Here is a 25,438-nt window from a genome sequence, read left to right as displayed (position 1 = left end):
TCGAGGCGGCTGAAGGAAGGAAAATCCGCTTATGTCACAAAATCATCGTCTTGCCGGGAAACCACCCCGCTTTCGCCGCATCGCTCCCCTGCCCCCCCTTGTCAGCGACGATGCGGTCCTTAACCACTTATTACGATTGATTATAAACATATAATCAATTTTATATTTAACCGCGCGCGGCGTAACCTTTAGGCAGACAAAGGAGAAGGTTATGACAGCACTCACTTTACCCACCAAACATCGTTCCCTGTGGCATTTTGTCCCAGGCCTGGCGCTGACCGCCGCGCTGACCGGCGCCGCCCTGTGGGCCGGGAGTTTCCCGGCCATCGCCGGCGCAGGCTTTAGCGCCCTGACCCTCGCTATCCTGTTCGGGATGGTCGTCGGCAACACGGTCTACCCGAAAATCTGGCAGCCCTGCGACGGCGGGGTGATCTTCGCCAAGCAGCACCTGCTGCGCCTGGGGATCATCCTCTACGGCTTCCGCCTGACGTTCGCCCAGATTGCCGACGTCGGCGTGAGCGGTATTTTGATTGACGTTCTGACGCTCTCCAGTACCTTTTTCATCGCCTGCTTCCTTGGCCAGAAAGTGTTTGGTCTCGACAAACACACCAGTTGGCTGATCGGCGCCGGCAGCAGCATCTGCGGCGCGGCGGCTGTGCTCGCCACCGAACCGGTGGTCAAAGCCGAAGCCAGTAAAGTGACGGTCGCCGTCGCCACGGTGGTTATCTTCGGTACCATCGCCATCTTCCTCTACCCGGCGATGTACCCGCTGCTGGCGCACTGGTTTACTCCGGAGACCTACGGGATCTATATGGGTTCCACCATGCATGAAGTGGCGCAGGTGGTTGCCGCCGGCCATGCGGTCAGCCCGGACGCCGAGAACGCGGCGGTTATCGCCAAAATGCTGCGCGTCATGATGCTGGCTCCGTTCCTGCTGTTCCTGGCGGCGCGTGTTAAACAGCTGACCCCGGCAGGCAACGGCGAGAAAAGCAAAATCACCATTCCATGGTTCGCGATTATGTTCATCCTGGTGGCGGTGTTTAACTCCTTCCATCTGCTGCCGAAAGCCGTGGTGGATATGCTGGTGACGCTGGATACCGTTCTGCTGGCGATGGCAATGGCCGCCCTCGGGGTTACCACTCACGTCAGCGCGCTGAAAAAAGCCGGGGCGAAACCGCTGCTGATGGCGCTGATGCTGTTCGTCTGGTTGATTGTCGGCGGCGGGGCTATTAACGTCGCTATCCACAGCCTGATGGCATAAAGCACTACATCTTTCTCCAGTTAAGCCGCTATCATTACCCACCCCCCAGCGGCTTTAACTGGAGTTTTTTTATGAAATACGTAGGAGCGCACGTGAGCGCCTCAGGTGGACTGGCCAATGCCGCCATTCGCGCCGCCGAAATCGAAGCAACCGCCTTCGCCCTCTTCACCAAAAACCAGCGCCAGTGGCGCGCCGCGCCGCTCAGCGACGAAACCATCGCCGAATTCAAAGCCGCCTGCGAAAAGTATCACTTTGGCCCCGGGCAGATCCTGCCGCACGACAGCTACCTGATTAACCTCGGCCATCCGGTGGAAGAGGCGCTGGAAAAATCCCGTGATGCCTTCATTGATGAGATGACCCGCTGCCAGCAGCTGGGGCTGACGCTGCTCAACTTCCACCCCGGCAGTCATCTGCAGCAGATCCCGGAGGAGGCGTGCCTGGCGCGCATCGCCGAATCGATCAATATCGCGCTGGCGAAGACCGAAGGCGTTACTGCGGTTATCGAAAATACCGCCGGCCAGGGCAGCAACCTCGGCTTTAAGTTCGAGCACCTCGCGGCGATTATCGACGGCGTGGAAGATAAATCCCGCGTCGGCGTCTGCATCGATACCTGCCACGCGTTCGCTGCCGGCTATGACCTGCGCAGCGCCGAAGCCTGCGAGAAGACCTTTGCCGACTTCGAGCGTATCGTCGGCTTCCAGTATCTGCGCGGCATGCACCTGAATGATGCCAAGAGTACGTTTGGCAGCCGCGTTGACCGTCACCATAGCCTTGGCGAAGGCAACATTGGCCACGACTGCTTCCGCTGGATCATGCAGGACAGCCGCTTCGACGGCATTCCACTGATTCTGGAAACCATCAACCCGGATATCTGGGCGGAAGAGATTGCCTGGCTGCGGGCGCAGCAGATCGCCGAAGTGGCGTAAAACAGAGACAAAAAAAGGGCCGAACAATCGGCCCTTTTTTATTACGGTAAGATTATGCCGCTTTTTCGACGTCCACTACCTGCGCTTCCGGGCGTTTCAGCACCGCGTAGGAGAGGCCCGCCACCAGCGTCCCGGCAACAATCGCCAGCAGGTAGCCCAGCACCGGCGTAATCGCTCCCGGGATCAGCAGGACAAACAGACCGCCGTGCGGCGCCATCAGTTTTGCGCCAATCGCCATCGAGATAGCGCCGGTTACCGCGCCGCCGACGATGCAGCAAGGCAGCACGCGCATCGGGTCACGGGCGGCAAAAGGAATCGCCCCTTCAGAGATAAAGCACAGGCCGAGAACCAGCGCGGCTTTCCCCCCTTCACGCTGCCCTTTGTCGAACTTATTGCGGGCAACCAGCGTCGCGATACCCATCGCCAGCGGAGGCACCATACCGGCCGCCATGATCGCCGCCATCGGCGCGTAGGTCTGGGTACTCAGCAGGCCCACGCCAAAGGCATAAGCCGCTTTATTCACTGGCCCGCCCATGTCGGTACACATCATCGCGCCGAGGATTGCGCCCAGCAGAACCGCGTTCGCGGTGCCCATGGTTTGCAGCCAGTGGGTCAGCCAGGCGAGAATACCGGCTACCGGTTTACCGATCAGGTAGATCATCGCCAGACCCACGATCAGGCTGGAGACCAGCGGAATGATCAGGATTGGCTTCAACGCTTCCATACTCTGCGGCAGTTTCAGCTTCGTGCTGATGGCTTTCGCCACGTAACCGGCAAGGAAACCAGCGATGATCCCGCCGATAAAGCCGGAGCCGCCGCTGACCGCCAGCATACCGCCGATAAGACCCGGGGTCAGGCCCGGACGGTCGGCAATGGAGAAGGCGATAAAGCCTGCCAGCACCGGTACCATCAGCGCGAAGGCCGAGCCGCCGCCGATCTGCATCAGCGCCGCCGCCAGGGTGTCTTTCACTTCAAACGCTTTGATCCCGAAGGCAAAGGAGAGCGCAATACACAGGCCCCCGGCCACCACCATCGGCAGCATGTAGGAGACGCCGGTCAGCAGGTGGCGGTAGGCGCCCGCCGACTCTTTTTTCCCTTCGCCAGCAGCCTGAGGTTTACCGGACGGCTGGTACGGTTTGGCTTCGGCCACCGCTTTATCCAGCTCCTGGGCGGTTTTCTTCAGCGCCAGACCGGTGGTGGTGCGATACATTGGCTTACCGGCGAATTTCGCCAGGTCCACCTCGATATCGGCAGCGACGATCACCAGATCCGCCTCGGCCACCTCTTCCGGGGTGATGGCATTGCCAGCCCCGACGGAGCCGCGGGTTTCCACCTTCACCCACCAGCCGCGTTTTTTGGCTTCGGTTTCGATGGCTTCTGCCGCCATAAAGGTATGAGCAACGCCGGTCGGGCAGGCCGTGACCGCGACAATACGTTTCGGTCCGCCGGTAGCCGCCGGGGCTGCCGCAGCGGCAGGGGCCGCGTACGGCGTTGCGTGACCTTTGGCTTCTCTGAGGAACAGCTCCGGGTGCGCCACGGCGCGATTAATATCGCCAAGGTAGACCTGTTTGCCGTTCAGCGCGCTGTCGGTGGGCAGCGCCGCGCCCAGCACAATCACCAGTTCGGCGTCGTTCGGGTTATCAATCAGTTCAAGGTGCGCTTTAGGCGCTGCCGCTCCCAGCAGGGTTTTCGCCATATAGGCGCGCGCCTGTCCGAGTCCGGCATCAATAATCAGCAGCGTTTTCATTATGCCTCTCCTGCTGTCAATTAAAGGGTTGTAAGTCGACGCGCGCCATCATCGCGGCCAACTGGGTACGGTCGGTAATACCCACGTTGCTCTGGCTGACGGCCAGGGCAGCGACGGCAGTCGCCAGGCGCAGGGTATGCTCGCTGGATTCACGCATCAGCAGGCCGTAAATCAGGCCGCCAACCATCGAATCGCCGGCGCCGACGGTGCTGACCACTTCCACTGAAGGCGGTTTGGCAATCCACTCACCGGAGGCGTTCACCCACAGCGCGCCCTCTTCACCCAGGGAAATCACCACGTGGGCGATACCCTGCTCGCGCAGCGCATGGGCGGCTTCGATAACATCTTTCATCTCCGGCAGCTTACGCCCGGCCCAGATCTCCAGCTCGCGACGGTTCGGTTTCACCAGCCATGGCGCCGCTTTCAGTCCGGCAACCAGCGCTTCGCGGCTGCTGTCGAAAATAATGCATGGGCACTGGCTGCGCAGACGGGTCATCCAGTCGGTGAAGGCCTCCGGGCTGACGCCGGACGGCAGGCTGCCGCTGACGCAGACCATATCGAACTGCCCGAGCCAGCTCAGGGAGTCGTTGACGAAGCGTTCCCAGTCGCCCGGGGTGACTTCAAAGCCGGAGAAGTTGAAATCCGTCACTTCGCCATCTTTTTCCGTCAGCTTAACGTTGATGCGGGTCCGGCCCTGCACCACCTGGAAACGGTTGGCGATCCCCAGCTCGCTGAACAGCTGCTGAAAGCCATCCTGGTTGTCTTTGCCCAGGAAGCCGCCGACGGTGACGTCAATACCGAGATCTTTCAGCACTTTCGCCACGTTGATGCCTTTCCCGGCGGCATGCAGGCCGGTGGTGCGCACCAGGTTCACTTCACCGCGTTCAATCTCCGGGGTGAACCCCACCAGATCGTACGCCGGGTTTAACGTAATCGTTGCTACACGTCTGCTCATTTATGCGCCCTCCCCAAGGCCTGCGGCGATCGCTTCGCCAATCGCATCCAGCGCTTGTTGCGCATCCTCACCCTGCGCGGTGAAACGCAGACGGTGACCTTTTTTCACACCCAGCGCCACGACCTTCATCAGGCTGCGACCGTTGGCCGGCTTGCCGGAACCGTCGAGGTTGGTGACGGTGATGTCGCTGGAGAATTGTTTAATCGTATTGACCAGCATGGTGCCCGGTCGGGCATGCAGGCCGTGCTCATTGCGCACCACGAATTCGGCGCTCAGCACGTCTTCCGCAATGGCATCGTCGCTGGTCAGCAGCGCCAGCACGGTGGCGGCGTCGGCTTTCAGCAAACGGTCAGCTTTCTTGTCCAGCAACAGCTTGCTCAGGCGGTTCAGCACCGCAGTCGGCTGCTCATCGGCCATCGCCACCGTGACCAGCAGGGAAACCGGCTGGTCGTCGCGGGTAAAGGCATTAGCCGCGCGGCTGACTGCCACGGCGCTGCGCAGATTGCCTTCCGCACTGTCGTTCAGCCAGACGCCCTGACCGAGGTTCAGCGGCGTATCGTTGATAGCGTGGCTTACGAATGCCGTGTCAGCGGCACCCACTTCTTTCAGTCGCGCCGCGTTCAGCGCCTGCAGGGTCAGCAGATCGCTGGCCGCCACGTCGAGGCTGAGGGTCTCGTTGTCCAGCTTCAGCGCTTCGCTCTGTTTTTCCCCCATCAGCAGCGCACGCAGCTCTTCCGCGGTGGTGGCGGACTGCAGCTGCGCGGCTACCGCGTCATCGCTTAGCACATGGGTCAGCTGACGCAGCAGGCCAAGGTGTTCATCTGAGCTGGCGGCAATCCCGATCGCCACATAGGCGGTCTGCCCTTCGCCCCAGGTGACGCCCTGCGGGAACTGAAATACCTGGACGCCGGTCTTCAGCACCTGGTCACGGGTGTCCGTCGTGCCGTGCGGGATCGCAATCCCGTTGCCGAGGAAGGTCGAGGTCTGCTGCTCGCGAGCCAGCATACCGTTCACGTAGCCATCAGCCACGTTGCCGGCGCTGACCAGCGCGGCGGCGACCTGCCGGATGGCCTCTTCTTTATTACCGGCCTGCTGGCCGGGATGAATATCCTGCACAGATAACTGGAACATGGTTCTCCTCTCCTGCTGAATTGAATCGTTTCAGCTAACTTGAGAAAAAAGGCGCCATCTGACGGGGAACGGATTGTCGAATGACGCTGAAACGTTTCAAGAATTTTGTACCTTTCTTGCTCAACGCGCAAGGTACGTCAGCGACTTGATTGCAGAACTTAGAGGTACTGCACACTTTTGCTGAAGCCTTTGCTATCGACCACCGCAAATGTCAGCTTTTTGCTGAACCTTATATTTTGAAACGCCTTTTTAATTATTCGTGCCATACTACTGTTTATTTTCAGCCAGCAGGCGTAAACTCCGCGCCGTCTCCTGAAACTACAGAAAACCGAACATGCAAAACCGTAGCGCCGCTCTTCCCCGACGCGGGTTCGATGTAACCTCTTCCGCATTCTTGATCGTCGCCTTTCTGACAGGCATTGCCGGGGCGTTGCAAACCCCAACCCTGAGCCTCTTTTTGACCAACGAAGTGCACGTCCGCCCGGCGATGGTCGGCTTCTTTTTTACTGGTAGCGCCGTCATTGGCATTCTGGTCAGCCAGTTCCTCGCCGGCCGCTCCGACCGCCGGGGCGATCGCAAACAGCTGATTGTCGTCTGCTGCCTGCTGGGGGTGCTGGCCTGCCTGCTGTTTGCCTGGAACCGGAACTACTTCATTTTGCTGTTTATCGGCGTCTTCCTCAGTAGCTTTGGCTCGACCGCCAACCCGCAGATGTTCGCCCTCGCGCGCGAGCACGCCGACAAGACCGGTCGCGAAGCGGTGATGTTCAGCTCCATTTTGCGCGCCCAGGTCTCCCTGGCATGGGTGATTGGTCCCCCGCTGGCCTACGCCCTGGCGATGGGGTTTGGTTTTACCGCAATGTATCTCAGCGCTGCGGCGGCGTTTATCGTCTGCGGGATCATGGTCTGGCTGTTCTTACCCAGCATGCATAAAGCGGCGGCGGTGGCGACGGGCCGGCTGGAAGCCCCGCGCACGCACCGCCGCGATGCGCTGCTGCTGTTTAGCATCTGCACGCTGATGTGGGGCACCAACAGCCTGTACATCATTAATATGCCGCTGTTTATCATTAATGAGCTGCATCTGCCGGAGAAGCTGGCCGGGCTGATGATGGGCACCGCGGCCGGACTGGAAATTCCTACCATGCTGATTGCCGGTTATTATGCCCGGCGCTTTGGTAAACGCTTTCTGATGCGCCTTTCGGCAGTGGCCGGTGTGTTGTTTTACGTGGGCATGTTGACGGTGCATACGCCGGTGCTGCTGCTGGCGATGCAGGTGCTGAACGCCGTCTACATTGGGATCCTCGCCGGGATCGGCATGCTCTATTTCCAGGATCTGATGCCGGGGCAAGCGGGCGCGGCCACTACCCTCTACACCAATACCACCCGCGTCGGCTGGATCATCGCCGGTTCACTGGCGGGGGTAGTAGCGGAGATCTGGAGCTATCACGCGGTGTTCTGGATTGCGCTGGTCATGGGTATCACCGCTCAGGTCTGCCTGTGGCGGATCAGGGACGTGTAGGCAAGACGGCCCGGCCGCGACCGGGCCATCCTGATTAATGATCCAGATAGAGGTAATGCAGCCAGCTGGTCATCCGTAGCAGGACTTTGCGCATAATCGACACATGGGCAAAATAATCGGTATAGACCGCCGCCTGCGCGCTGACCCCGTCCGGTAAATGTTCCACTTCCGGGTGGGGATCGAGGTCGATCAGCACATAGATACCCTCTTTTCCGGCTCCGGCGCTCAGCCCCTGCAGCGCACCGCTGGCCTGATAGCTGCCATCCGGGATCGCCGGCAGCACCCGCGATACCTTACCGCTATAGACGCTGCCCGGCAGACCATTAAACACCACCTCCGCGCTATCCCCGGCCGTCAGACGCAGAACCGAGTTCTGGCGGAATACCGCCACCACCTGGCGCTTTTGCTGGGGAATAAACACCAGCACCGGCTTGAAGGGCAGACGTACCGCGGTCATCCCCGGCCGCGCCAATAGCTGGGTAACGTAGCCATCGCTCGGCGCGCGAACCACGGTTTGCGCCAGATTATACTCCGCCTCGAGGATCTGCGATTTCAGACTGGCAATGTTGGCATCAAGCCCGTTATAGCGGCCAGACACCTGCTCTCTGGCGTTTTGTAATTGCGCTTTCGCCGCCTGCAATACCGCCGTCTGGATCTGCACCTGCTGCCTGGCGTGAGTCACATCCTGTTCCGAGAAAGGATTGACCGGCATGGCCGCCCCCTGAGCATAACGCTGGTAGTCACGGGTAACGCGATCGTACTCGGCCTGCGCCTGCTGCACTCTGGCGCTGGCATCGTCGATAGTCGCCTGCTTCGCCCGCAGCGTCGCCTCCCCGGCCGCCAGATCGGCTTTCAGCTTGTTCAGCCGCGCGCGGTAGCGGGTGTCATCGATGCGGAACAGCAGTTCGCCCTTCTTCATTAACACGTTGGTTTTAGTCGTAACCTCAACCACCTCGCCTGAGACCTGAGGCACCATCGGAATAGAAACGACAATTTTTTGCGCCCGCAGCGTATAGGGATGGTTATAGTTCATCGTTAATATTAACGCGCCTACGACCACTATTCCGCCTAATATGGCAGTGGGTATTGTCCATTTATTTACTGGAATGCGAAATATCTTAAAAACGCCCCAGGCGATGGCGACATAGCAAAGGATAATTAACAGATCCATATTATTTATCTTTATTCCCCGCTGACGCCTGCTGGCTGTTTTTTAACGCCGCTTCGAGTAATGCGATACGTTGCTCCAGTTCCTTGCGTTGCAGACTATCCTCGGTCTGCGAAGCCATCCCCCACCCGCGGTCAGGGCGGTACAAGGTGGCCCAGATCCACAGAAAAGGCCAGATAGCATGCAGGGTAAACAGGCTTATCCAGCCCGCCACATGAATCGCGTCCTGATGGGGGTGCTGCCGTTTTTGCGCGATATGATAGGGAATATCATGGATAATAATCACTCCATAAAATAATATGAGAAAAACCAGTATTAATACAAACAAAGCAAAATAATTAAGCAGCATGGTGCATATACACTCAGTAAGCCAGCGGGAAGATCGTTATTTTTAATGACGTCGAGGACCACAAAAGAAGCGATAAAACGCACAATTTTCCTTAAATAACGGACTGTTCAACGCAAAGGCCATCATACGTTTAGCTGATCAATAAATCACATGGCAATTCCGCCAAACTGGTATATCATTTTTGATATACCACAGATATCAGGCAGCGATAAGATGTTGAAAGACTTTAAAATGGATGAGCTGAGAATCATCAGCGCCATCGCCGAAACCGCCAGCGTGAGCCGGGCGGCCCAGCGCCTGAATATGCCCCAGTCTAACGTCTCACGGACGCTGACCAGCGTGGAGCGGAAAGTCGGTCTGGCCATTTTCCTGCGCGCCGCCCGAGAACTGGTGCGCACCGAGTTCGGCGAGCAGTTTATTCACGCCAGCCGCGCCGTCCTTGAGCAACATGAGCAGCTTATCAACCTCGCCGACCGTTATAAGAACACGCTGCAGGGCGTGGTCACCCTTGGGGCGCCCATTGGCATCCACCAGTTTCTCGGGCGCTATATTCTGCCGGCGCTGAGGAAAACCCTGCCGGAGCTGCAGATCAATCTGGTCACCCGCAACGCCAGCGAGCGGGAACAGAAATACGGCGCCATCTTCAATAGCGACTGCGATCTGCTGATAAGCCCCTTTAAGCCGCAGAATGAAAATCTCATCGCCCGCCCCTTTACCCGCTTTCGCACCGGCGTCTTCGCCTCTCCGGACTATCTGGCGCAACATCCTATCGCCGAGCCGGAGGCGCTGGTGGATCATGAGTGCATTACCCTGCGCATGTTGGGCGGCAGCGACAATATCTGGACCTTCAAAAGCAAAAACGGCGAACCGCTTAATCTCACGGTAAAGGGGGGATTCGTTTGCGATAACACACTACCGGCGGTGGAGCTGGCGAAGCTGGGGATGGGGATCGTCTATGCGCCCTACTATTCACTCGCCACCGAGCTGGCGGCGGGACAGCTGGTTCCCTGTCTGAAAAAGGAGCGCTGTATCGACCTGCAGGCCTGGCTTATCTTCCAGCGGCGGGACATTCTCCCCCTGCGCGTACAGGCGCTACTCGACGGCCTCAGCGCCCATATCAAAAACCTGTCTCATCTGCTGCTTTAAGCTCAGGGCGCGGTGGCCAGCTCAAGATCCAGCAGCCAGGTGATGGCGTCATCGCGGTGGGTGAAGCACATCTCGGGCGAGGGCTGCAGGCTGGCGCACACCTTCGGGCGCAGAGGGGAGCCGAAAATCAGGCACAAGTTGTGCTCGGAAAGCTGAATACAGCGGGTATTGGCGGGCTTGCCCTGCGGCATGCCGGGTATTGGCGATGATATAGAGGGAGCGATGCAACATGCGCCACAATCGGTACGACATTCCACAACCCAGCTCCCAAACGCTCATTTTGTGCCACAGCCTAAACGTTTTGCCAGAAGATAGCAAAACTCGCGAATTCCGCTTGCCTGAAGGCGCGGGCGCGAGTAGTTTTACGCGATATTTTTGACTCGTTAAGTGACAGGATTACTGCAATGCCAAGAGCGAATGAAATTAAAAAAGGTATGGTGCTGAATTACAACGGCAAGCTGCTGATTGTGAAAAATATTGATATTCAGTCACCCAGCGCCCGTGGTGCTGCGACACTGTATAAAATGCGCTTCTCCGATGTGCGTACCGGCCTGAAAGTGGAAGAGCGCTTCAAAGGTGACGATATCGTCGATACCGTGACCCTGACCCGCCGTTTCGTTGACTTCTCCTATGTCGATGGCAACGAATACGTGTTCATGGATAAAGAAGACTATACCCCTTACACCTTTACCAAAGAGCAGATCGAAGAAGAGCTGCAGTTTATTCCGGAAGGCGGGATGCCGGATATGCAGGTGCTGACCTGGGACGGCCAGCTGCTGGCCCTGGAGCTGCCGCAGACTGTTGACCTGGAAATTATCGAAACCGCGCCGGGTATTAAAGGGGCATCCGCCAGCTCCCGCACCAAGCCAGCCACTATGAGCACCGGCCTGGTAATTCAGGTGCCGGAATACCTGACCACCGGTGAGAAAATCCGCATTCATATCGAAGAGTGCCGCTATATGGGCCGCGCGGATTAATCCTCTGTGACGCACCGACAGTAAAAAAGGACAGCCGCTGGCTGTCCTTTTTATTTGGCGACGGTATGCCCCGATGCCGGGTAATATTCATTCAACACGGTTCCCGTATTTGTGCCGGATGGCGGCTGACGCCTTATCCGGCCTACGATCCGGGCGCCCTGTCGTTAATTTATTCACTATTCTTGCTGAAACTGCCGGTGTTGGCGGCCTCAAAATCGCTGAGACGTTCCCGGAAGGCCGGGGCAGCCCGCATGGATGCGGGCTGAGGGCCGTGTTTTGCATGGACGCTGCCTCGGCCCGACCCGAAGCCTGCAGGGATAAGTCGAAGGTACCACGAAGTGGCGATTTTGCTGGCCGGAGCCCGGGGGTACAGGGGGCGGCGGCGACTGGCCGCCCCCTGTGCGCTCCCTGCACCATGAGTGACATAACGCAGAAGAAATATCGGGAGCGCAATCTGTCCGGAAATAACAGAGAACACAGGTTTTTCCAGGGTCGACACTGTTGCAAACCGATCATAGTATCTACCCCATTGCGCCGTTATTTTGTCGGGTGGCGCTTCACTTACCCGACCCGGCTGACGCCCCGACAGTAAAAAGGGACAGCCGCTGGCTGTCCCTTTTATTTGGCGACGGTATGCCCCGGTGCCGGGTAATATTCATTCAACACGGTTCCCGTATTTGTGCCGGATGGCGGCTGACGCCTTATCCTGCCTACGATCCGGGCACCCTGTCGTTAATTTATTCACTATTCTTGCTGAAACTGCCGGTGCTGGCGGCCTCAACATCGCTGAGACGTTCCCGGAAGGCCGGGGCAGCCCGCATGGATGCGGGCTGAGGGCCGTGTTTTGCACGGACGCTGCCTCGGCCCGACCCGAAGCCTGCAGGGATAAGTCGAAGGTACCACGAAGTGGCGATTTTGCTGGCCGGAGCCCGGGGGTACAGGGGGCGGCGGCGACTGGCCGCCCCCTGTGCGCTCCCTGCACCATGAGTGACATAACGCAGAAGAAATATCGGGAGCGCAATCTGCCCGGAAATAACAGAGAACACAGGTTTTTCCAGGGTCGACACTGTTGCAAACCGATCATAGTATCTACCCCATTGCGCCGTTATTTTGTCGGGTGGCGCTTCACTTACCCGACCCGGCTGACGCCCCGACAGTAAAAAGGGACAGCCGCTGGCTGTCCCTCTTATTATCCCTGTTACCGAGATTACAGCAGTTCAGGGTATTTGGTCATTTTCAGCGCCAGCTCGACGCCACGCACTTCCGCCATCCCCTTGAGACGGCCAATCGCCGAATAGCCTGGGTTGGTTTTCTTGCGCAGATCGTCGAGCATCTGATGACCATGATCCGGACGGAACGGGATCGGACGCAGATCGCCAGCCTGCTTACGCCGCTGCTCTTCACGCAGAATCGCATCCACCACCGCCACCATATTGACGTCGCCGCTAAGGTGCGCCGCCTCGTGGAAGGTTTTCGGGTTCGCTTCACGACAGGTAGATCGCAGATGGGTGAAATGGATACGATCGCCAAAGGTCTCCACCATCTTCACCAGATCGTTATCGGCGCGGACGCCATACGATCCCGTACACATGGTGAAGCCATTATTGATGCTGTCCACTGTCTCTTTCAGCCACTGCATATCTTCGATGGTCGACACGATACGCGGCAGGCCAAGGATCGGCCGCGGCGGATCGTCCGGATGCACCGCCAGGCGGATGCCTACCTCTTCGCACACCGGCACGATAGCCCGCAGGAAGTAGGCCATATTCTCGCGCAGCTGCGCTTTATCAATGTGGTCATATTCCGCCAGGCGCGCGCGGAACTGGTCAAGAGTGTAACCCTCTTCCGCTCCCGGCAGGCCGGCGATGATATTGCGGGTCAGTTTCTCGATGTCCGCTTCGCTCATCGCCTTGAAATAAACCTCAGCCTGACGCTGCTCTTCTTCGCTGTAATCTCCTTCCGCGCCCGGGCGTTTGAGGATATGCAGTTCAAAGGCGGCGAAGGCGATCTGATCGAAACGCAGCGCCCGGGAACCGTCCGGCAGCTCATATTCCAGATCGGTGCGCGTCCAGTCGAGGATCGGCATAAAGTTGTAGCATACGGTATCGATGCCGCAGGCCGCGAGGTTGCGGATGCTCTGCTGATAGTTGGCAATCCAGGTCGCATACTCCCCGCTGTGGGTTTTAATATCCTCATGCACCGGAATGCTTTCGACGACCGACCAGGTCAGCCCTTTTGCCGCTAACAGCGCCTGACGCGCTTTAATCTCCTCTACCGGCCAGACCTGACCGTTTGCAATATGGTGCAGCGCAGTCACGACGCCGGTCGCCCCTGCCTGCCGTACATCATCAAGCGATACCGGATCGTTCGGCCCATACCACCGCCAGGTTTGTTCCATCGCTATGCCCTCACAAAAGTTGTTATACCAATAATGGCGACACTCATGACGACTACCATACATGTTTCTCCTCAGGCTGCAAACAGTGCCGGCGCATTGATTGATCCAGCTCACAGTCAGCGGATAATTTCGGCTTACCAATTTAATTTCCTGTCATATAACTTTAGACTGGCATTGTTAATAAGCAGTTAAACAGGTGTGTAAAGAATGACAACAATTGCAACCGCTACGCTACCGGAAAACGTGCAACGTCCTCAGTACGATCGCAGCCAGCTCCGCTCGCGTATTGTCCATTTCGGCTTTGGCGCGTTTCATCGCGCGCACCAGGCGCTGCTGACCGATCGCGTGCTGAATAACGTCGGCGGCGACTGGGGGATCTGCGAAATCAGTCTGTTCAGCGGCGATACGCTGATGAGCCAGCTTCGCGAACAGGACCACCTGTTTACCGTGCTGGAAAAAGGCGCCGACGGTAACCAGCCCATCGTGATCGGCGCGGTGCACGAATGCCTGAACGCCAGGCTCGATTCGCTGGCGGCAATTATCGAAAAATTTTGCGAGCCGCAGGTGGCGATTGTCTCGCTGACCATCACCGAAAAAGGCTATTGCATCGATCCGGCGACCGGCAAACTGGATCCGACGCATCCGCGCATCGTTCACGATCTGGAGAATCCGACGCTGCCGCAGTCGGCTCCCGGTATTTTAGTGGAAGCGCTGGCCCGCCGCCGGGACCGGGGCCTGCCGCCCTTTACCGTGCTCTCCTGCGATAACATTCCCGACAACGGCCACGTGGTGAAAAATGCCGTCCTCGGTATGGCGGAAAAACGCAGCCCGGCGCTGGCGAACTGGATCGCCAATAACGTCAGCTTCCCGGGCACCATGGTGGATCGCATTGTTCCTGCGGCCACCGCCGAGTCGCTGGCGGAAATCGCCGCCGTGCTGGGGGTCGACGATCCCTGCGCCATCAGCTGCGAACCCTTCATTCAGTGGGTGGTCGAAGACCACTTCGTCGCCGGACGACCGGCCTGGGAGACGGCCGGCGTGCAGATGACCGACGACGTGCTGCCCTGGGAGCAAATGAAGCTGCGGATGCTCAACGGCAGCCACTCTTTTCTCGCCTGGCTTGGCTATCTGGCAGGTCATGCGCACGTCAGCGACTGCATGCAGGATAACGTTTTCCGCCGCGCCGCTCACCAGCTGATGCTTGACGAACAGGCTCCGACGCTGACCATTACCGGCGTCGATCTCGAGGCCTATGCCGACAGCCTCATCGACCGCTTCAGTAATCCGGCGCTCAAACACCGCACCTGGCAAATCGCCATGGACGGCAGCCAGAAACTGCCCCAGCGCATGCTCGACGGCATCCGCGTACATCTTGAGCGCGGCAGCCGCTGGCCGCTGCTGGCCCTCGGCGTTGCCGGCTGGATGCGCTACGTCAGTGGTACGGACGACGCGGGTCAGACGATCGACGTGCGCGATCCGCTGGTCGACAAGATCCAGCAGCGGGTGGCGCAGAGCGATGAGCAGCAGCGCGTCGATGCGCTACTGGGTCTGGAGGAAATATTTGGCCGCGACCTGCCGCACAACGCGCAGTTTGTCGCCGGGATCCGCGCCGCCTGGCAGCAACTGGCGACGCACGGTGCCCGCGAGGCCGTGGCCCGCGCGCTAAATTCTTAACAATATTTGCGCTTATGCGGACAGAATCTTCTTCTGTCCGCCTCAGGACTTCTCTTTTCCCCCTTTTTTCGTCAGGATAGGCGTAACTGTTACAACATTACATTTATCCTGGAGAAAAGAGTGACCAGAACCAATTTGATCACCGGCTTTCTCGGCAGCGGTAAGACGACCTCAATTCTTCATCTGCTGGCGCAGAAGCCTGCGGATGAAAAATGGGCCGTACTGGTGAATGAGTTTGGCGAAGTCGGGATAGACGGCGCGCTGCTGGCCGACAGCGGCGCCCTGCTCAAAGAGATCCCCGGCGGCTGCATGTGCTGCGTTAACGGCCTGCCGATGCAGGTTGGACTGAATACCCTGCTGCGCCAGGGTAAACCCGATCGCTTGCTGATCGAACCCACCGGCCTTGGCCACCCGAAGCAGATCCTCGATATCCTCACCGCAGCGGTGTATGAACCCTGGATCGATCTGCGCGCTACGGTGTGCATCCTCGATCCCCGTCAGCTGCTGGATGGAAAAGTCGTTAATAACGACAATTTCCGCGATCAGCTGGCCGCGGCGGACATCATTGTGGCCAATAAAAACGATCGAGAAACGCCCGAAAGCGCCCACGCCTTGGCCGACTGGTGGCAGCGCTGGGGCGGCGATCGTCGCAAGGTGTCGACAACCCAGGGTAATATCGACCTCGCCCTGCTCGATGAGCCGCGCCGCAACACCGCCCCGTTGCCGGCGAGCGCGGAGCATGTTCACCACTCTCGCCCGACCAGCGGTCTCGCCGCACTCAGCCTGCCCGAGCACCAGCGCTGGCGCCGCCACCTCAACAACGGCCAGGGCTATCAGGCCTGCGGCTGGATTTTCGACGCGGAAACGGTCTTTGAGACCATCGGCCTGCTCGAATGGGCACGGCTGGCGCCCGTGGCGCGCGTCAAAGGCGTGATGCGCATTGCCGAAGGGGCCGTGAGGATCAACCGCCAGGGCGAGGATTGGCATATCGAGACTCTGAGCGTCCCCCCACCCGATAGCCGAATCGAGCTTATCTCGGCGAACGAAGCCGACTGGAACGCGCTCCAGACCTCACTGTTGAGGCTTCGTTTAAGTTGAGGCGGCTAAGGTTGCCGCCGACTGTCACAAAATCGCAATGGCTATGATGAAAAACCGAATTCCTTTAATTCTGCTGCTTAACATCGCGGGTGTGGCGCTATTTTGCTCCTGGTATCTGCCGGTCAACCACGGCGCCTGGTCGCCGGTCGACTCCGCGATCTTCCATTTCTTTAACCATGGCGTCAGCGTCAGCCACGCCTATGCCTGGCTGCTGGCGATCATCAACAATCGCGCCTTCGACGCCTGTTCGCTGCTGGCGATGGGCTGCCTGATGCTCCGCTACTGGCTTAAAGCGCCGCCAGCAGGCCGTCGCCAGATTGCCATCATGGGCCTGGTGATGCTGCTGGCCGCGGTGATCATTAACCAGCTGGCGCAGCACCTGATGCCGGTACAGCGCGCCAGCCCGTCGCTGTTTTTCCACGATGTCACCCGCGTCAGCGATGTCGTTAACTTCCCCACCAAAGACGCCTCCAAGGACAGCTTCCCTGGCGATCATGGGATGATGCTGCTGATCTTCGCGAGCTTTATGTGGCGCTATTTCGGCCGCCGCGCGCTAACCGTGGCGCTGGTGATATTTGTGGTCTTTGCTTTCCCGCGCGTCATGATTGGCGCTCACTGGTTCAGCGATATTGCCGTCGGCTCCCTGACCGCCGTGCTGATTGGCGCGCCGTGGGTATTGATGACACCGCTGAGCGATAAATTGATCGCCCTTTTCGACCGTTCTCTGCCCGGCGGAATATCGGCCAAATAATGTCGTGGTCGCCGTCTGGCGTCATTATCTATAAGGGGACCTTTTGGGTCCCCTTTTTCAATTGCGCTTTTTTTCAACATGATGTTCATCTTCTTGTCACATTAATCCCGTGACAAATGAAGGAATTGTCTGTTTTTTACCCGATACTGGCGCTATTTTGTCCTTTCCCGATGATTCACTTTTTGTCACCAAAATACTTATAAGAAATCGCGCAAAACCGCTCGCCATGCGGCGTTTGATAGGGTAATCTCGTTCTCGTTTTGCCTTTTCCGCAACATTAATTCAGGGCATGAATAAATTTGTGCGTGACTGCACAAATTTAAGCTTAAGGAATTGTCTCATTGCGGATGGGTATTTAGGCTCTAACACGTTTGGCATTTTTTATAACGACATTGTCGTTAAGGACAACAAGGGAAAATAAACAGCATGGTCAAATCTCAGCCGATTTTGAGATACATCTTGCGGGTAGCCCCCGCGATTGCAGTAGCGGTTCTGCTTTCCGCGTGTAGTTCAACAAGTACCGCCAGGAATATGCATTCTGAGACGCATGCTGTGGGTAGTGGCGATTTATCATCACTGCAAGCCTCTCAGGATGAATTTGAAACGATGGTCCGTAACCTGGACGTGAAGTCCCGTTTAATGGATCAGTATGCCAGCTGGAAAGGCGTGCGTTACCGCCTCGGCGGCAGCACCCGTAAAGGTATCGACTGCTCAGCGTTTGTGCAGCGCACCTTCCGCGAACAATTTGGTCTGGAACTGCCGCGTTCAACCTCTGAACAGCAGGAAACCGGAAAATCGATTTCCCGTACCCAGCTGCGTACTGGCGATCTGGTTCTGTTCCGCGCCGGCTCTACCGGCCGCCACGTCGGGATCTATCTCGGCAACAACCAGTTCGTTCACGCCTCCACCAGCAGCGGGGTGACCATCTCCAGCATGGATGAACCGTACTGGAAAAAGCGCTACAACGAAGCGCGTCGAGTTCTGAGCCGCTCGTAAACTGTCCTTACCGCCGCCGGTTATCCCTTGGCTGGAGGCGGGATAAAAAAACACTGCCCCGGCAGTGTTTTTTTTTGCCACCTGATTCTGAACGCCGCAAAATAAGCTATGTCTTTTAAGTGGGAATGAGAAAAACGACGACCGACAAACCGTTGATGCGATTCAATAACACGGAAAGACTATAGCTATGCTTACTCGCTACTTTTCACCCCAGCGTAAAATCTGGTTAACCAGCCTGTGCGTGGGGATTATCGTCGCGCTGCTGGCCGGCTGCATTCAGTTTATGGTGATTTACCATAACCGGGCAGAGCGTTTCGACGCCATTATCAACAACGTTGACACTTATCTTAAAAGCTATTTTCACGATCTCCGTGAGACCATTGATGGCCTGCAGCCGCTGGTGGATCAGCCCTGCGAGAATATCGACTCCGGACTCACCTCCCATGCCGCTTTCAGCCCCAACGTTCGCGCGTTTCTGCTGGTTAAAAATGGCGTCGTCTTTTGCTCCTCGGCGACAGGGGCCATGAATACGCCCCTTACTCAGCTTATCCCGGCGATCGATATTCGCAAACCCGTTGATATGGCGATTTTGCCGGGTACGCCGATGATGCCGAAAAGCGCAGCGCTGGCGTTATGGGTCAGCAAACCCGATGATGCAAACAGCGGCATTTTCGTATCGATCAACGCCAATCTCACGCCGTATATCCTCTATTCCGCACGACAAAATGATTTCAGCGGTATTGCGCTGGCCATCGGCCATACCGCCATCTCCACCTTCAGTAATCGGCTGGTGGATCCGCAAACCCTGCATAACGAACCGATCCGCCAGTTACAGATCGACGGTTTACCGCTGAAGGTCTACCTGTATGCCAACAGCTGGCTGGCGGAAAATACACAGTTTGCCCTGTTGCTCGGGGTAGTGTGCGGCCTGCTGGCGGGGTTGCTCTGTTATTACGTGCTGACGATCAAATCCGATCCGCGAAAATCGATACTGCTGGGGATCAAAAATAACCAGTTCTACGTCGTCTATCAGCCGGTCGTGAATGCCCAGACCCTGCGTATCAGCGGCGTGGAGGTGCTTATGCGCTGGCGCCATCCGGTGGTGGGTGAAATCCCGCCCGACGTCTTTATTAATCTGGCGGAAACCCAGCAGATGATCGTTCCGCTGACCCATCACCTGCTGGCGCTGATCGCCAGCGATGGTCAAGTGCTTAAACGGATCCTGCCGCGCGGCGTCAAGCTGGGGCTGAATATTTCCCCTGCCCATCTGCAGGCTGACAGCTTCCGCGACGATATGCTGCGCTTTGCCGCCGCGCTGCCCGCCGACCATTTTCACGTGGTGCTGGAGGTGACCGAGCGGGCGATGATTGATAAAGAAAAATCGATCGCTAACTTCGCCTGGCTCCACCAGCAAGGTTTTGAAATCGCGATAGATGATTTTGGTACCGGGCATAGCGCGCTGATTTATCTCGAACGCTATAACTTCGATTATCTGAAGATCGATCGCGGCTTTGTGCAGGCGATTGGCACCGAAACCGTGACCTCGCCGGTGCTGGATGCGGTACTGACCCTCAGCCGCCGGCTGAAATTAATGACCGTCGCTGAAGGAGTGGAGACCCAGGAACAGGCGGAGTGGCTTCGTGCCCAGGGTGTCAATTTCCTGCAAGGGTACTGGATAAGCCGTCCGCTATCGCTGGAGGCGCTGGTCGCCGCGCATGATGAACCTGCGAATTATTTCACAACGCGCTAAGTCTCACATATGATGCGGGAACAGAGGTCGGCTATGGGGGCCGACCGTGACAAGGTATTCTGCCGCCTATGTATGCGCGCCTCTTTTTAATTCTGCTTGCTCTGTTTAGCCTTAGCGCTAAGGCGCAAACAATAAAAGAAAGCGTCGCCTTTGCGATTATCGGTGAACCCAAATACGCCGCCAGCTTCAGCCATTTTGATTATGTCAATCCTGAGGCGCCGAAAGGCGGCACCCTCACCCTGGCGGCGATCGGCACCTTTGATAACTTCAACCGCTACGCATTGCGCGGCAATCCCGCCGTGCGCACTGAGGCGCTCTACGATACCCTGTTCACCACCTCGGATGATGAGCCCGGCAGCTACTACCCGCTGATTGCCGAGCGGGCGCGCTATGCCGAGGACTATTCCTGGATGGAGATCGCTCTCAACCCGCACGCCCGCTTCCATGACGGCACGCCAATCACCGCCCGCGATGTTGCATTTACCTTCAACAAGTTTATGACCGAAGGGGTGCCACAGTTTCGCCTGTTTTATAAAGGCACCACCGTGAAGGCCATCGCCCCGTTGACCGTACGAATCGACCTCGGCCAGCCCGGCAAAGAGAACATGCTGAGTCTGCTGAGCCTGCCGGTGATGCCTGAGTCGTTCTGGCGCCAGCACAAACTCAGCGACCCGCTGTCGAAGCCGCCGCTGGCCAGCGGGCCCTACCGCATCAGCGCCTGGCGAATGGGGCAATACATTACCTATTCACGCGTCGCCGACTACTGGGCGGCCGACCTGCCGGTCAACCGGGGTCGCTGGAATTTCGATACGCTGCGCTATGACTATTATCTCGACGACAATGTCGCTTTCGAAGCCTTTAAAGCGGGAGCCGTCGATCGCCGGGAAGAGACCGTCGCCAAAAACTGGGCTACCCGCTACGTCGGTCGCAACTTCAGCCGCGGCTACATTATTAAAGATGAGCATACAAATACCTCGGCGCAGGATACCCAGTGGCTGGCGTTCAATATTCAGCGCCCGGTTTTTGCCGATCGCCGGGTGCGGGAGGCCATTACCCTGGCGTTCGATTTTGAATGGATGAACAAGGCGCTGTTTTACAGCGCCTATCAGCGCGCCAACAGCTATTTCCAGAACACCGAATATGCCGCCCGCAGCCTGCCCGACGCCGCCGAGCTGGCCCTGCTGACGCCGATGAAAAACGAACTGCCCCCGGAGGTCTTCAGCCAGGTTTACCAGCCGCCGGTCTCCCGCGGCGATGGTTTCGACCGCGACAACTTACTCAAAGCCGATGCCCTGCTCAATGCGGCGGGTTGGACGGTAAAAAACCAGCGCCGGGTCAACGCCGCCACCGGCAAGCCGCTGCGCTTTGAACTGCTGATGCCAGCCGGTGGCAATGACCGCTGGGTGCTGCCGTTTCAGCACAACCTGCAGCGCCTGGGGATCGTCATGGATATTCGTCAGGTTGATAACTCGCAGTACAGCAACCGTCGCCGCAGCCGTGATTACGACATGATGCCGAGCCTGTGGCGTGCCATGCCCTGGCCCGGCACCGACCTGCAAATCTCCTGGGCCTCAGACTATATTCACTCCAGCTATAACGCACCGGGGGTACAAAGCCCGGTAGTGGATAAGCTGATTGCGCAGATCCTGCAGTGGCAGGGCAATAAGCAGAAACTGATCCCCCTCGGTCGAGCGCTGGACCGCGTGCTCACCTGGAATAACTACATGCTGCCGATGTGGTATATGGCGCAGGACCGCACCGCGTGGTGGAATAAGTTCTCTTTCCCCGAGACCCGCCCCATTTATTCCTCCGGGCTCGATACCTGGTGGTACGACGTGAACAAAGCGGCCACCCTCCCCGCGGACAGACGTTAAGGACATCCCATGGGCAGCTACCTGATCCGCCGTTTGCTGTTAGTGATCCCCACCCTGTGGGCCATCATCACCATTAACTTTTTTATTGTGCAAATCGCACCCGGCGGCCCGGTCGATCAGGCCATCGCCGCCATCGAATTTGGTCAGCACGGCGGGATGCCGGGTGCCGGCGACGGCGGGATGGGCGCCAGCCATGCCCGCACCGGCGCAGGGAACATCAGCGAGGGGCACTATCGCGGTGGGCGGGGCCTTGATCCGGAAGTCATCGCCGAGATCACCCACCGCTACGGCTTTGACAAGCCGCTGCACGAGCGTTACCTGAAGATGCTGGGCGATTATCTGCGCTTTGATTTTGGCGACAGCCTGTTTCGCAGCGCCTCAGTACTGCAGCTGATTAAAGACAGCCTGCCGGTCTCGGTGAGCCTCGGACTGTGGAGTACGCTGATTATCTACCTGGTTTCCATTCCGCTGGGTATTCGCAAAGCGGTCAGCAACGGCAGCCGCTTTGACATCTGGAGCAGCACGCTGATTATTATTGGCTATGCGATCCCCGCCTTTCTGTTCGCCATCCTGCTGATCGTGATTTTTGCCGGCGGCAGCTATTTCGACCTCTTCCCGCTGCGCGGTTTGGTCTCACCGAACTTCGACACCCTTCCCTGGTATCAGAAGATCCTCGATTACCTGTGGCACATCACCCTGCCTGTGCTGGCGACGGTGATCGGCGGCTTTGCCGCCCTGACCATGCTGACCAAAAACAGCTTCCTCGACGAGATCCGCAAACAGTATGTGGTCACCGCCCGCGCCAAAGGCGTCGGTGAGAAACAGATCCTCTGGGGACATGTGTTCCGCAACGCCATGCTGCTGGTGATCGCCGGCTTCCCGGCCACCTTTATTAGTATGTTCTTTACCGGTTCGCTGCTGATCGAAGTGATGTTCTCGCTGAACGGCCTGGGTCTGCTGGGCTATGAAGCGACGGTCTCCCGCGACTATCCGGTGATGTTCGGCACGCTCTATATTTTCACTCTGATTGGCCTGCTGCTGAATATCGTCAGCGATATCAGCTATACGCTGGTCGACCCGCGCATTGATTTTGAGGGCCGCTAATGTCTTTCTTCAGTCCCGTTAATCAGGCCCGCTGGGCGCGCTTTCGTCACAACCGTCGCGGCTACTGGTCGCTGTGGCTGTTTTTAATTCTCTTCTTCTGCAGCCTCGGCGCCGAGCTGCTGGCCAACGATCGCCCGCTGCTGGTGCAGTACCGGGGCCAGCTGTACGTTCCGGTGTTAAAAAACTACACCGAGCAAACCTTTGGCGGCGCGTTCGCTACCGCCGCCGACTATCAGGATCCCTGGCTGCAGCACCAGCTAGCCACCCACGGCTGGGCGCTATGGCCGCCGGTGCGCTTCGGCGCCACGACGATTAATTTTGCCAGCACCGTCCCCTTTCCGTCACCGCCCTCGGCCAGCAACTGGCTTGGCACCGACGCCAACGGCGGCGATGTGCTGGCGCGGATCCTCTATGGTACGCGCATCTCGGTGCTCTTCGGTCTGCTGCTGACGCTGTTCTCCAGTGTGCTGGGGGTGCTGGCCGGGGCGATACAGGGGTACTATGGCGGCAAAATCGACCTCTGGGGCCAGCGCTTTATTGAAGTCTGGTCAGGGATGCCGACCCTGTTTCTGATCATCCTGCTCTCCAGCGTCGTGCAGCCGGGCTTCTGGTGGTTGCTGGCGATCACCGTCCTTTTTGGCTGGATGACGCTGGTGGGCGTGGTGCGCGCTGAATTTCTTCGCACCCGCAACTACGACTACATCCGGGCGGCGCAGGCGCTAGGGGTCAGCGACCGGCAGATCATCCTGCGGCATATGTTGCCTAACGCAATGGTGGCGACCCTCACCTTCCTGCCTTTTATCCTGTGCAGCTCCATTACCACCCTGACGTCGCTGGATTTTCTCGGCTTCGGTCTGCCGCTCGGCTCCCCCTCTCTCGGCGAGCTGCTGCTGCAGGGAAAAAACAACCTGCAGGCGCCCTGGCTGGGCATTGCCGCGTTTCTCTCCGTCGCCGTACTGCTGACGCTACTGATTTTTATTGGTGAAGCGGTTCGCGACGCCTTTGACCCGAGTAAGGCGGTGTAATATGACCCACCCGCTGTTAGCTATCGACAATCTCTCTATTGCCTTTCGCCAGCAGGGCGAGACGCAGACCGTGGTACACAATCTGTCGCTCGAGGTGGCAGTCGGTGAGACGCTGGCGCTGGTAGGCGAATCCGGCTCAGGAAAAAGCATCTCCGCGCTGTCGGTGCTGCGACTGCTCCCCACCCCGCCGGCCAGCTACCCCAGCGGCGATATCCGCTTTCATGGCCAGTCGCTGCTGCATGCTGAGGAGTCGACCCTGCGCGGCGTGCGCGGCAACCGGATCGCGATGATCTTTCAGGAGCCAATGGTGTCGCTCAACCCCCTGCATACCCTGGAAAAACAGCTCTATGAGGTGCTGTCGTTACACCGGGGAATGCGCAAAGAGGCGGCGCGCGGGGAGATCCTCGACTGCCTGGAGCGCGTCGGGATCCGTCAGGCGCCGCGGCGGCTGGCGGACTATCCGCATCAGCTCTCCGGCGGCGAGCGCCAGCGGGTGATGATCGCCATGGCGCTGCTGACGCGCCCGGAGTTGCTGATCGCCGACGAACCGACCACCGCCCTGGACGTGTCAGTGCAGGCGCAGATCCTGCAGCTGCTGCGCGAGCTAAAGCGGGAGCTGAACATGGGGTTGCTGTTTATCACCCATAACCTGAGCATTGTCCGTCAGCTGGCTGACCGGGTAGCGGTGATGCAGAACGGCCGCTGTGTGGAACAAAATGACTGTCGGGCGCTGTTCAGCGCGCCGGCGCATCCCTACACCCAACGCCTGCTGGATAGCGAACCAGACGGTGAGCCGGTGCCGCTGGCCGTTGATGCCCCGATGCTGCTGCAGGCGGACGATTTAAACGTGGCATTTCCTGTTCGCAAAGGGATCCTGCGCCGGGTGGTCGATCACCATCGGGTGGTTAACAGCCTCAGTTTTCAGCTACGCGCCGGCGAGACGCTGGGCCTGGTGGGCGAATCGGGATCGGGAAAAAGCACCACCGGTCTGGCGCTGCTGCGCCTGATCTCATCCGAGGGAAAGATAACTTTTGCCGGCCAGCCGATTCAGGGGCGTAACCGCCGACAGCTGCTGCCGCTGCGCCGACAAATGCAGGTGGTTTTTCAGGATCCGAACTCGTCGCTCAATCCGCGCCTGACGGCGCAGCAGATCATTGAGGAAGGCTTGCGCGTCCACCAGCCGACGCTGACGGCAGCCGAACGCGAACAGGCAGTGATCCTTGCCATGCAGGAGGTTGGGCTCGACCCGGCCAGCCGCCAGCGCTACCCGGCGGCGTTCTCCGGTGGCCAGCGGCAGCGTATCGCCATCGCCAGAGCGTTGATCGTCAAGCCGCAGCTGATCGTCCTCGACGAGCCGACCTCATCGCTGGACAAAACCGTTCAGGCGCAGATCCTGAATCTGCTGAAAGCATTACAGCAAAAGCATCAGCTGGCCTATATTTTTATCAGTCATGATTTACGCGTGGTGCGGGCGCTGTGTCATCAGGTGATGGTGCTGCGTCAGGGAGAGGTGGTTGAACAGGGCGAGTGCCAGTCCGTCTTCAGCGCACCCCGACACGAGTATACCCGCCAGCTGCTGGCGCTGAGCTGAC

21 protein-coding genes are annotated in these 25,438 nt (G+C 58.4%); 14 read left to right on the top strand and 7 right to left on the bottom strand.

Annotated features, from left to right (window positions below):
* Positions 1-211 precede the first annotated feature (211 nt).
* On the top strand, positions 212-1,261 hold the full coding sequence (locus R0140_RS07785) for a YeiH family protein (RefSeq protein WP_012967550.1): 1,050 nt from the start codon (positions 212-214) through the stop codon (positions 1,259-1,261).
* Between the two features lie 71 nt (positions 1,262-1,332).
* A complete protein-coding gene (gene nfo, locus R0140_RS07780; protein ID WP_012967549.1) occupies positions 1,333-2,187 on the top strand; it encodes a deoxyribonuclease IV in 855 nt (284 codons plus the stop codon).
* A gap of 52 nt (positions 2,188-2,239) precedes the next feature.
* Here the strand turns inward: nfo and fruA are convergent, their stop codons facing one another.
* From fruA to fruB, 3 genes are read right to left on the bottom strand one after another with little or no spacing between them, the layout of a single operon-like run.
* Complete coding sequence (gene fruA, locus R0140_RS07775) at positions 2,240-3,934, bottom strand: PTS fructose transporter subunit IIBC (RefSeq protein ID WP_032755021.1); 1,695 nt, start codon at positions 3,932-3,934, stop codon at positions 2,240-2,242.
* A gap of 16 nt (positions 3,935-3,950) precedes the next feature.
* Positions 3,951-4,889, bottom strand: a complete 939-nt coding sequence (gene fruK / locus R0140_RS07770) for a 1-phosphofructokinase (protein ID WP_004103928.1) — start codon at positions 4,887-4,889, stop codon at positions 3,951-3,953.
* Positions 4,890-6,020: a fused PTS fructose transporter subunit IIA/HPr protein gene (fruB, locus tag R0140_RS07765; RefSeq protein ID WP_008804018.1), complete on the bottom strand. Its 1,131-nt coding sequence runs from the start codon at positions 6,018-6,020 to the stop codon at positions 4,890-4,892.
* A gap of 334 nt (positions 6,021-6,354) precedes the next feature.
* On the opposite strand from fruB, the gene setB reads away from it, so the two are divergent.
* The gene (setB, locus tag R0140_RS07760) at positions 6,355-7,536 is read left to right on the top strand and encodes a sugar efflux transporter SetB (RefSeq protein ID WP_032755022.1); all 1,182 of its coding nucleotides are present in this window, start codon (positions 6,355-6,357) and stop codon (positions 7,534-7,536) included.
* Between the two features lie 34 nt (positions 7,537-7,570).
* Here setB and R0140_RS07755 read toward each other — a convergent pair whose 3' ends face one another.
* On the bottom strand, positions 7,571-8,707 hold the full coding sequence (locus tag R0140_RS07755) for an HlyD family secretion protein (protein ID WP_032733367.1): 1,137 nt from the start codon (positions 8,705-8,707) through the stop codon (positions 7,571-7,573).
* 1 nt (position 8,708) lies between these two features.
* Complete coding sequence (locus R0140_RS07750) at positions 8,709-9,053, bottom strand: DUF3302 domain-containing protein (RefSeq protein ID WP_008804015.1); 345 nt, start codon at positions 9,051-9,053, stop codon at positions 8,709-8,711.
* Positions 9,054-9,266: 213 nt separating this feature from the next.
* Between R0140_RS07750 and R0140_RS07745 the strand changes: the two genes are divergently transcribed.
* The gene (locus R0140_RS07745) at positions 9,267-10,199 is read left to right on the top strand and encodes a LysR family transcriptional regulator (RefSeq protein ID WP_032755023.1); all 933 of its coding nucleotides are present in this window, start codon (positions 9,267-9,269) and stop codon (positions 10,197-10,199) included.
* Between the two features lie 2 nt (positions 10,200-10,201).
* Here R0140_RS07745 and R0140_RS07740 read toward each other — a convergent pair whose 3' ends face one another.
* The gene (locus R0140_RS07740) at positions 10,202-10,456 is read right to left on the bottom strand and encodes a YkgJ family cysteine cluster protein (protein ID WP_008804013.1); all 255 of its coding nucleotides are present in this window, start codon (positions 10,454-10,456) and stop codon (positions 10,202-10,204) included.
* Positions 10,457-10,603: 147 nt separating this feature from the next.
* Here R0140_RS07740 and yeiP point away from each other — a divergent pair, with 147 nt between their 5' ends.
* Positions 10,604-11,176, top strand: a complete 573-nt coding sequence (yeiP, locus tag R0140_RS07735) for an elongation factor P-like protein YeiP (protein WP_002912951.1) — start codon at positions 10,604-10,606, stop codon at positions 11,174-11,176.
* 1,207 nt (positions 11,177-12,383) lie between these two features.
* On the opposite strand, the gene uxuA is transcribed toward yeiP, so the two are convergent.
* Positions 12,384-13,574 carry a mannonate dehydratase gene (uxuA, locus tag R0140_RS07730; protein WP_008804012.1) on the bottom strand — a complete coding sequence of 397 codons (1,191 nt, stop codon included), beginning with the start codon at positions 13,572-13,574 and terminating at the stop codon, positions 12,384-12,386.
* Between the two features lie 207 nt (positions 13,575-13,781).
* Here uxuA and R0140_RS07725 point away from each other — a divergent pair, with 207 nt between their 5' ends.
* The 9 genes from R0140_RS07725 to yejF all read left to right on the top strand — a co-directional run bounded on the left by R0140_RS07725 (position 13,782) and on the right by yejF (position 25,437).
* On the top strand, positions 13,782-15,248 hold the full coding sequence (locus R0140_RS07725) for a mannitol dehydrogenase family protein (RefSeq protein WP_038421541.1): 1,467 nt from the start codon (positions 13,782-13,784) through the stop codon (positions 15,246-15,248).
* 120 nt (positions 15,249-15,368) lie between these two features.
* Positions 15,369-16,346: a CobW family GTP-binding protein gene (locus R0140_RS07720; protein WP_032740147.1), complete on the top strand. Its 978-nt coding sequence runs from the start codon at positions 15,369-15,371 to the stop codon at positions 16,344-16,346.
* 37 nt (positions 16,347-16,383) lie between these two features.
* Positions 16,384-17,097 carry a phosphatase PAP2 family protein gene (locus R0140_RS07715; protein ID WP_008804009.1) on the top strand — a complete coding sequence of 238 codons (714 nt, stop codon included), beginning with the start codon at positions 16,384-16,386 and terminating at the stop codon, positions 17,095-17,097.
* Positions 17,098-17,523: 426 nt separating this feature from the next.
* On the top strand, positions 17,524-18,093 hold the full coding sequence (gene mepS / locus R0140_RS07710; protein ID WP_004201653.1) for a bifunctional murein DD-endopeptidase/murein LD-carboxypeptidase: 570 nt from the start codon (positions 17,524-17,526) through the stop codon (positions 18,091-18,093).
* A gap of 187 nt (positions 18,094-18,280) precedes the next feature.
* Entirely contained in the window at positions 18,281-19,843 is a 1,563-nt protein-coding gene (locus tag R0140_RS07705) for a cyclic di-GMP phosphodiesterase (protein ID WP_023298002.1), read from the top strand.
* Between the two features lie 68 nt (positions 19,844-19,911).
* Entirely contained in the window at positions 19,912-21,717 is a 1,806-nt protein-coding gene (locus R0140_RS07700; RefSeq protein ID WP_023298003.1) for an extracellular solute-binding protein, read from the top strand.
* A gap of 9 nt (positions 21,718-21,726) precedes the next feature.
* Entirely contained in the window at positions 21,727-22,821 is a 1,095-nt protein-coding gene (locus tag R0140_RS07695; protein WP_008804006.1) for a microcin C ABC transporter permease YejB, read from the top strand.
* Positions 22,821-23,846 carry a microcin C ABC transporter permease gene (locus R0140_RS07690; RefSeq protein ID WP_012541016.1) on the top strand — a complete coding sequence of 342 codons (1,026 nt, stop codon included), beginning with the start codon at positions 22,821-22,823 and terminating at the stop codon, positions 23,844-23,846. The genes R0140_RS07695 and R0140_RS07690 overlap by 1 nt, the downstream gene beginning before the upstream one ends.
* Position 23,847: 1 nt before the next feature.
* Positions 23,848-25,437, top strand: coding sequence for a microcin C ABC transporter ATP-binding protein YejF (yejF, locus tag R0140_RS07685; protein ID WP_032740148.1), 1,590 nt, complete (start codon positions 23,848-23,850; stop codon positions 25,435-25,437).
* The last annotated feature ends 1 nt before the right edge of the window (position 25,438 follow it).

It is taken from the genome of Klebsiella sp. w6 (assembly GCF_033100215.1).
GTDB lineage: Bacteria > Pseudomonadota > Gammaproteobacteria > Enterobacterales > Enterobacteriaceae > Klebsiella > Klebsiella variicola.
This window is presented reverse-complemented; position numbering and strand designations above follow the sequence as displayed.

Bases quoted from the DNA above. Each gene is read 5' to 3' on its own strand.
- R0140_RS07785 (WP_012967550.1), top strand. From the start codon at position 212: ATGACAGCACTCACTTTACCCACCAAACATCGTTCCCTGTGGCATTTT.
- nfo (WP_012967549.1), top strand. From the start codon at position 1,333: ATGAAATACGTAGGAGCGCACGTGAGCGCCTCAGGTGGACTGGCCAAT.
- fruA (WP_032755021.1), bottom strand. From the start codon at position 3,934: ATGAAAACGCTGCTGATTATTGATGCCGGACTCGGACAGGCGCGCGCC.
- fruK (WP_004103928.1), bottom strand. From the start codon at position 4,889: ATGAGCAGACGTGTAGCAACGATTACGTTAAACCCGGCGTACGATCTG.
- fruB (WP_008804018.1), bottom strand. From the start codon at position 6,020: ATGTTCCAGTTATCTGTGCAGGATATTCATCCCGGCCAGCAGGCCGGT.
- setB (WP_032755022.1), top strand. From the start codon at position 6,355: ATGCAAAACCGTAGCGCCGCTCTTCCCCGACGCGGGTTCGATGTAACC.
- R0140_RS07755 (WP_032733367.1), bottom strand. From the start codon at position 8,707: ATGGATCTGTTAATTATCCTTTGCTATGTCGCCATCGCCTGGGGCGTT.
- R0140_RS07750 (WP_008804015.1), bottom strand. From the start codon at position 9,053: ATGCTGCTTAATTATTTTGCTTTGTTTGTATTAATACTGGTTTTTCTC.
- R0140_RS07745 (WP_032755023.1), top strand. From the start codon at position 9,267: ATGTTGAAAGACTTTAAAATGGATGAGCTGAGAATCATCAGCGCCATC.
- yeiP (WP_002912951.1), top strand. From the start codon at position 10,604: ATGCCAAGAGCGAATGAAATTAAAAAAGGTATGGTGCTGAATTACAAC.
- uxuA (WP_008804012.1), bottom strand. From the start codon at position 13,574: ATGGAACAAACCTGGCGGTGGTATGGGCCGAACGATCCGGTATCGCTT.
- R0140_RS07725 (WP_038421541.1), top strand. From the start codon at position 13,782: ATGACAACAATTGCAACCGCTACGCTACCGGAAAACGTGCAACGTCCT.
- R0140_RS07715 (WP_008804009.1), top strand. From the start codon at position 16,384: ATGGCTATGATGAAAAACCGAATTCCTTTAATTCTGCTGCTTAACATC.
- mepS (WP_004201653.1), top strand. From the start codon at position 17,524: ATGGTCAAATCTCAGCCGATTTTGAGATACATCTTGCGGGTAGCCCCC.
- R0140_RS07705 (WP_023298002.1), top strand. From the start codon at position 18,281: ATGCTTACTCGCTACTTTTCACCCCAGCGTAAAATCTGGTTAACCAGC.
- R0140_RS07700 (WP_023298003.1), top strand. From the start codon at position 19,912: ATGTATGCGCGCCTCTTTTTAATTCTGCTTGCTCTGTTTAGCCTTAGC.
- R0140_RS07695 (WP_008804006.1), top strand. From the start codon at position 21,727: ATGGGCAGCTACCTGATCCGCCGTTTGCTGTTAGTGATCCCCACCCTG.
- R0140_RS07690 (WP_012541016.1), top strand. From the start codon at position 22,821: ATGTCTTTCTTCAGTCCCGTTAATCAGGCCCGCTGGGCGCGCTTTCGT.
- yejF (WP_032740148.1), top strand. From the start codon at position 23,848: ATGACCCACCCGCTGTTAGCTATCGACAATCTCTCTATTGCCTTTCGC.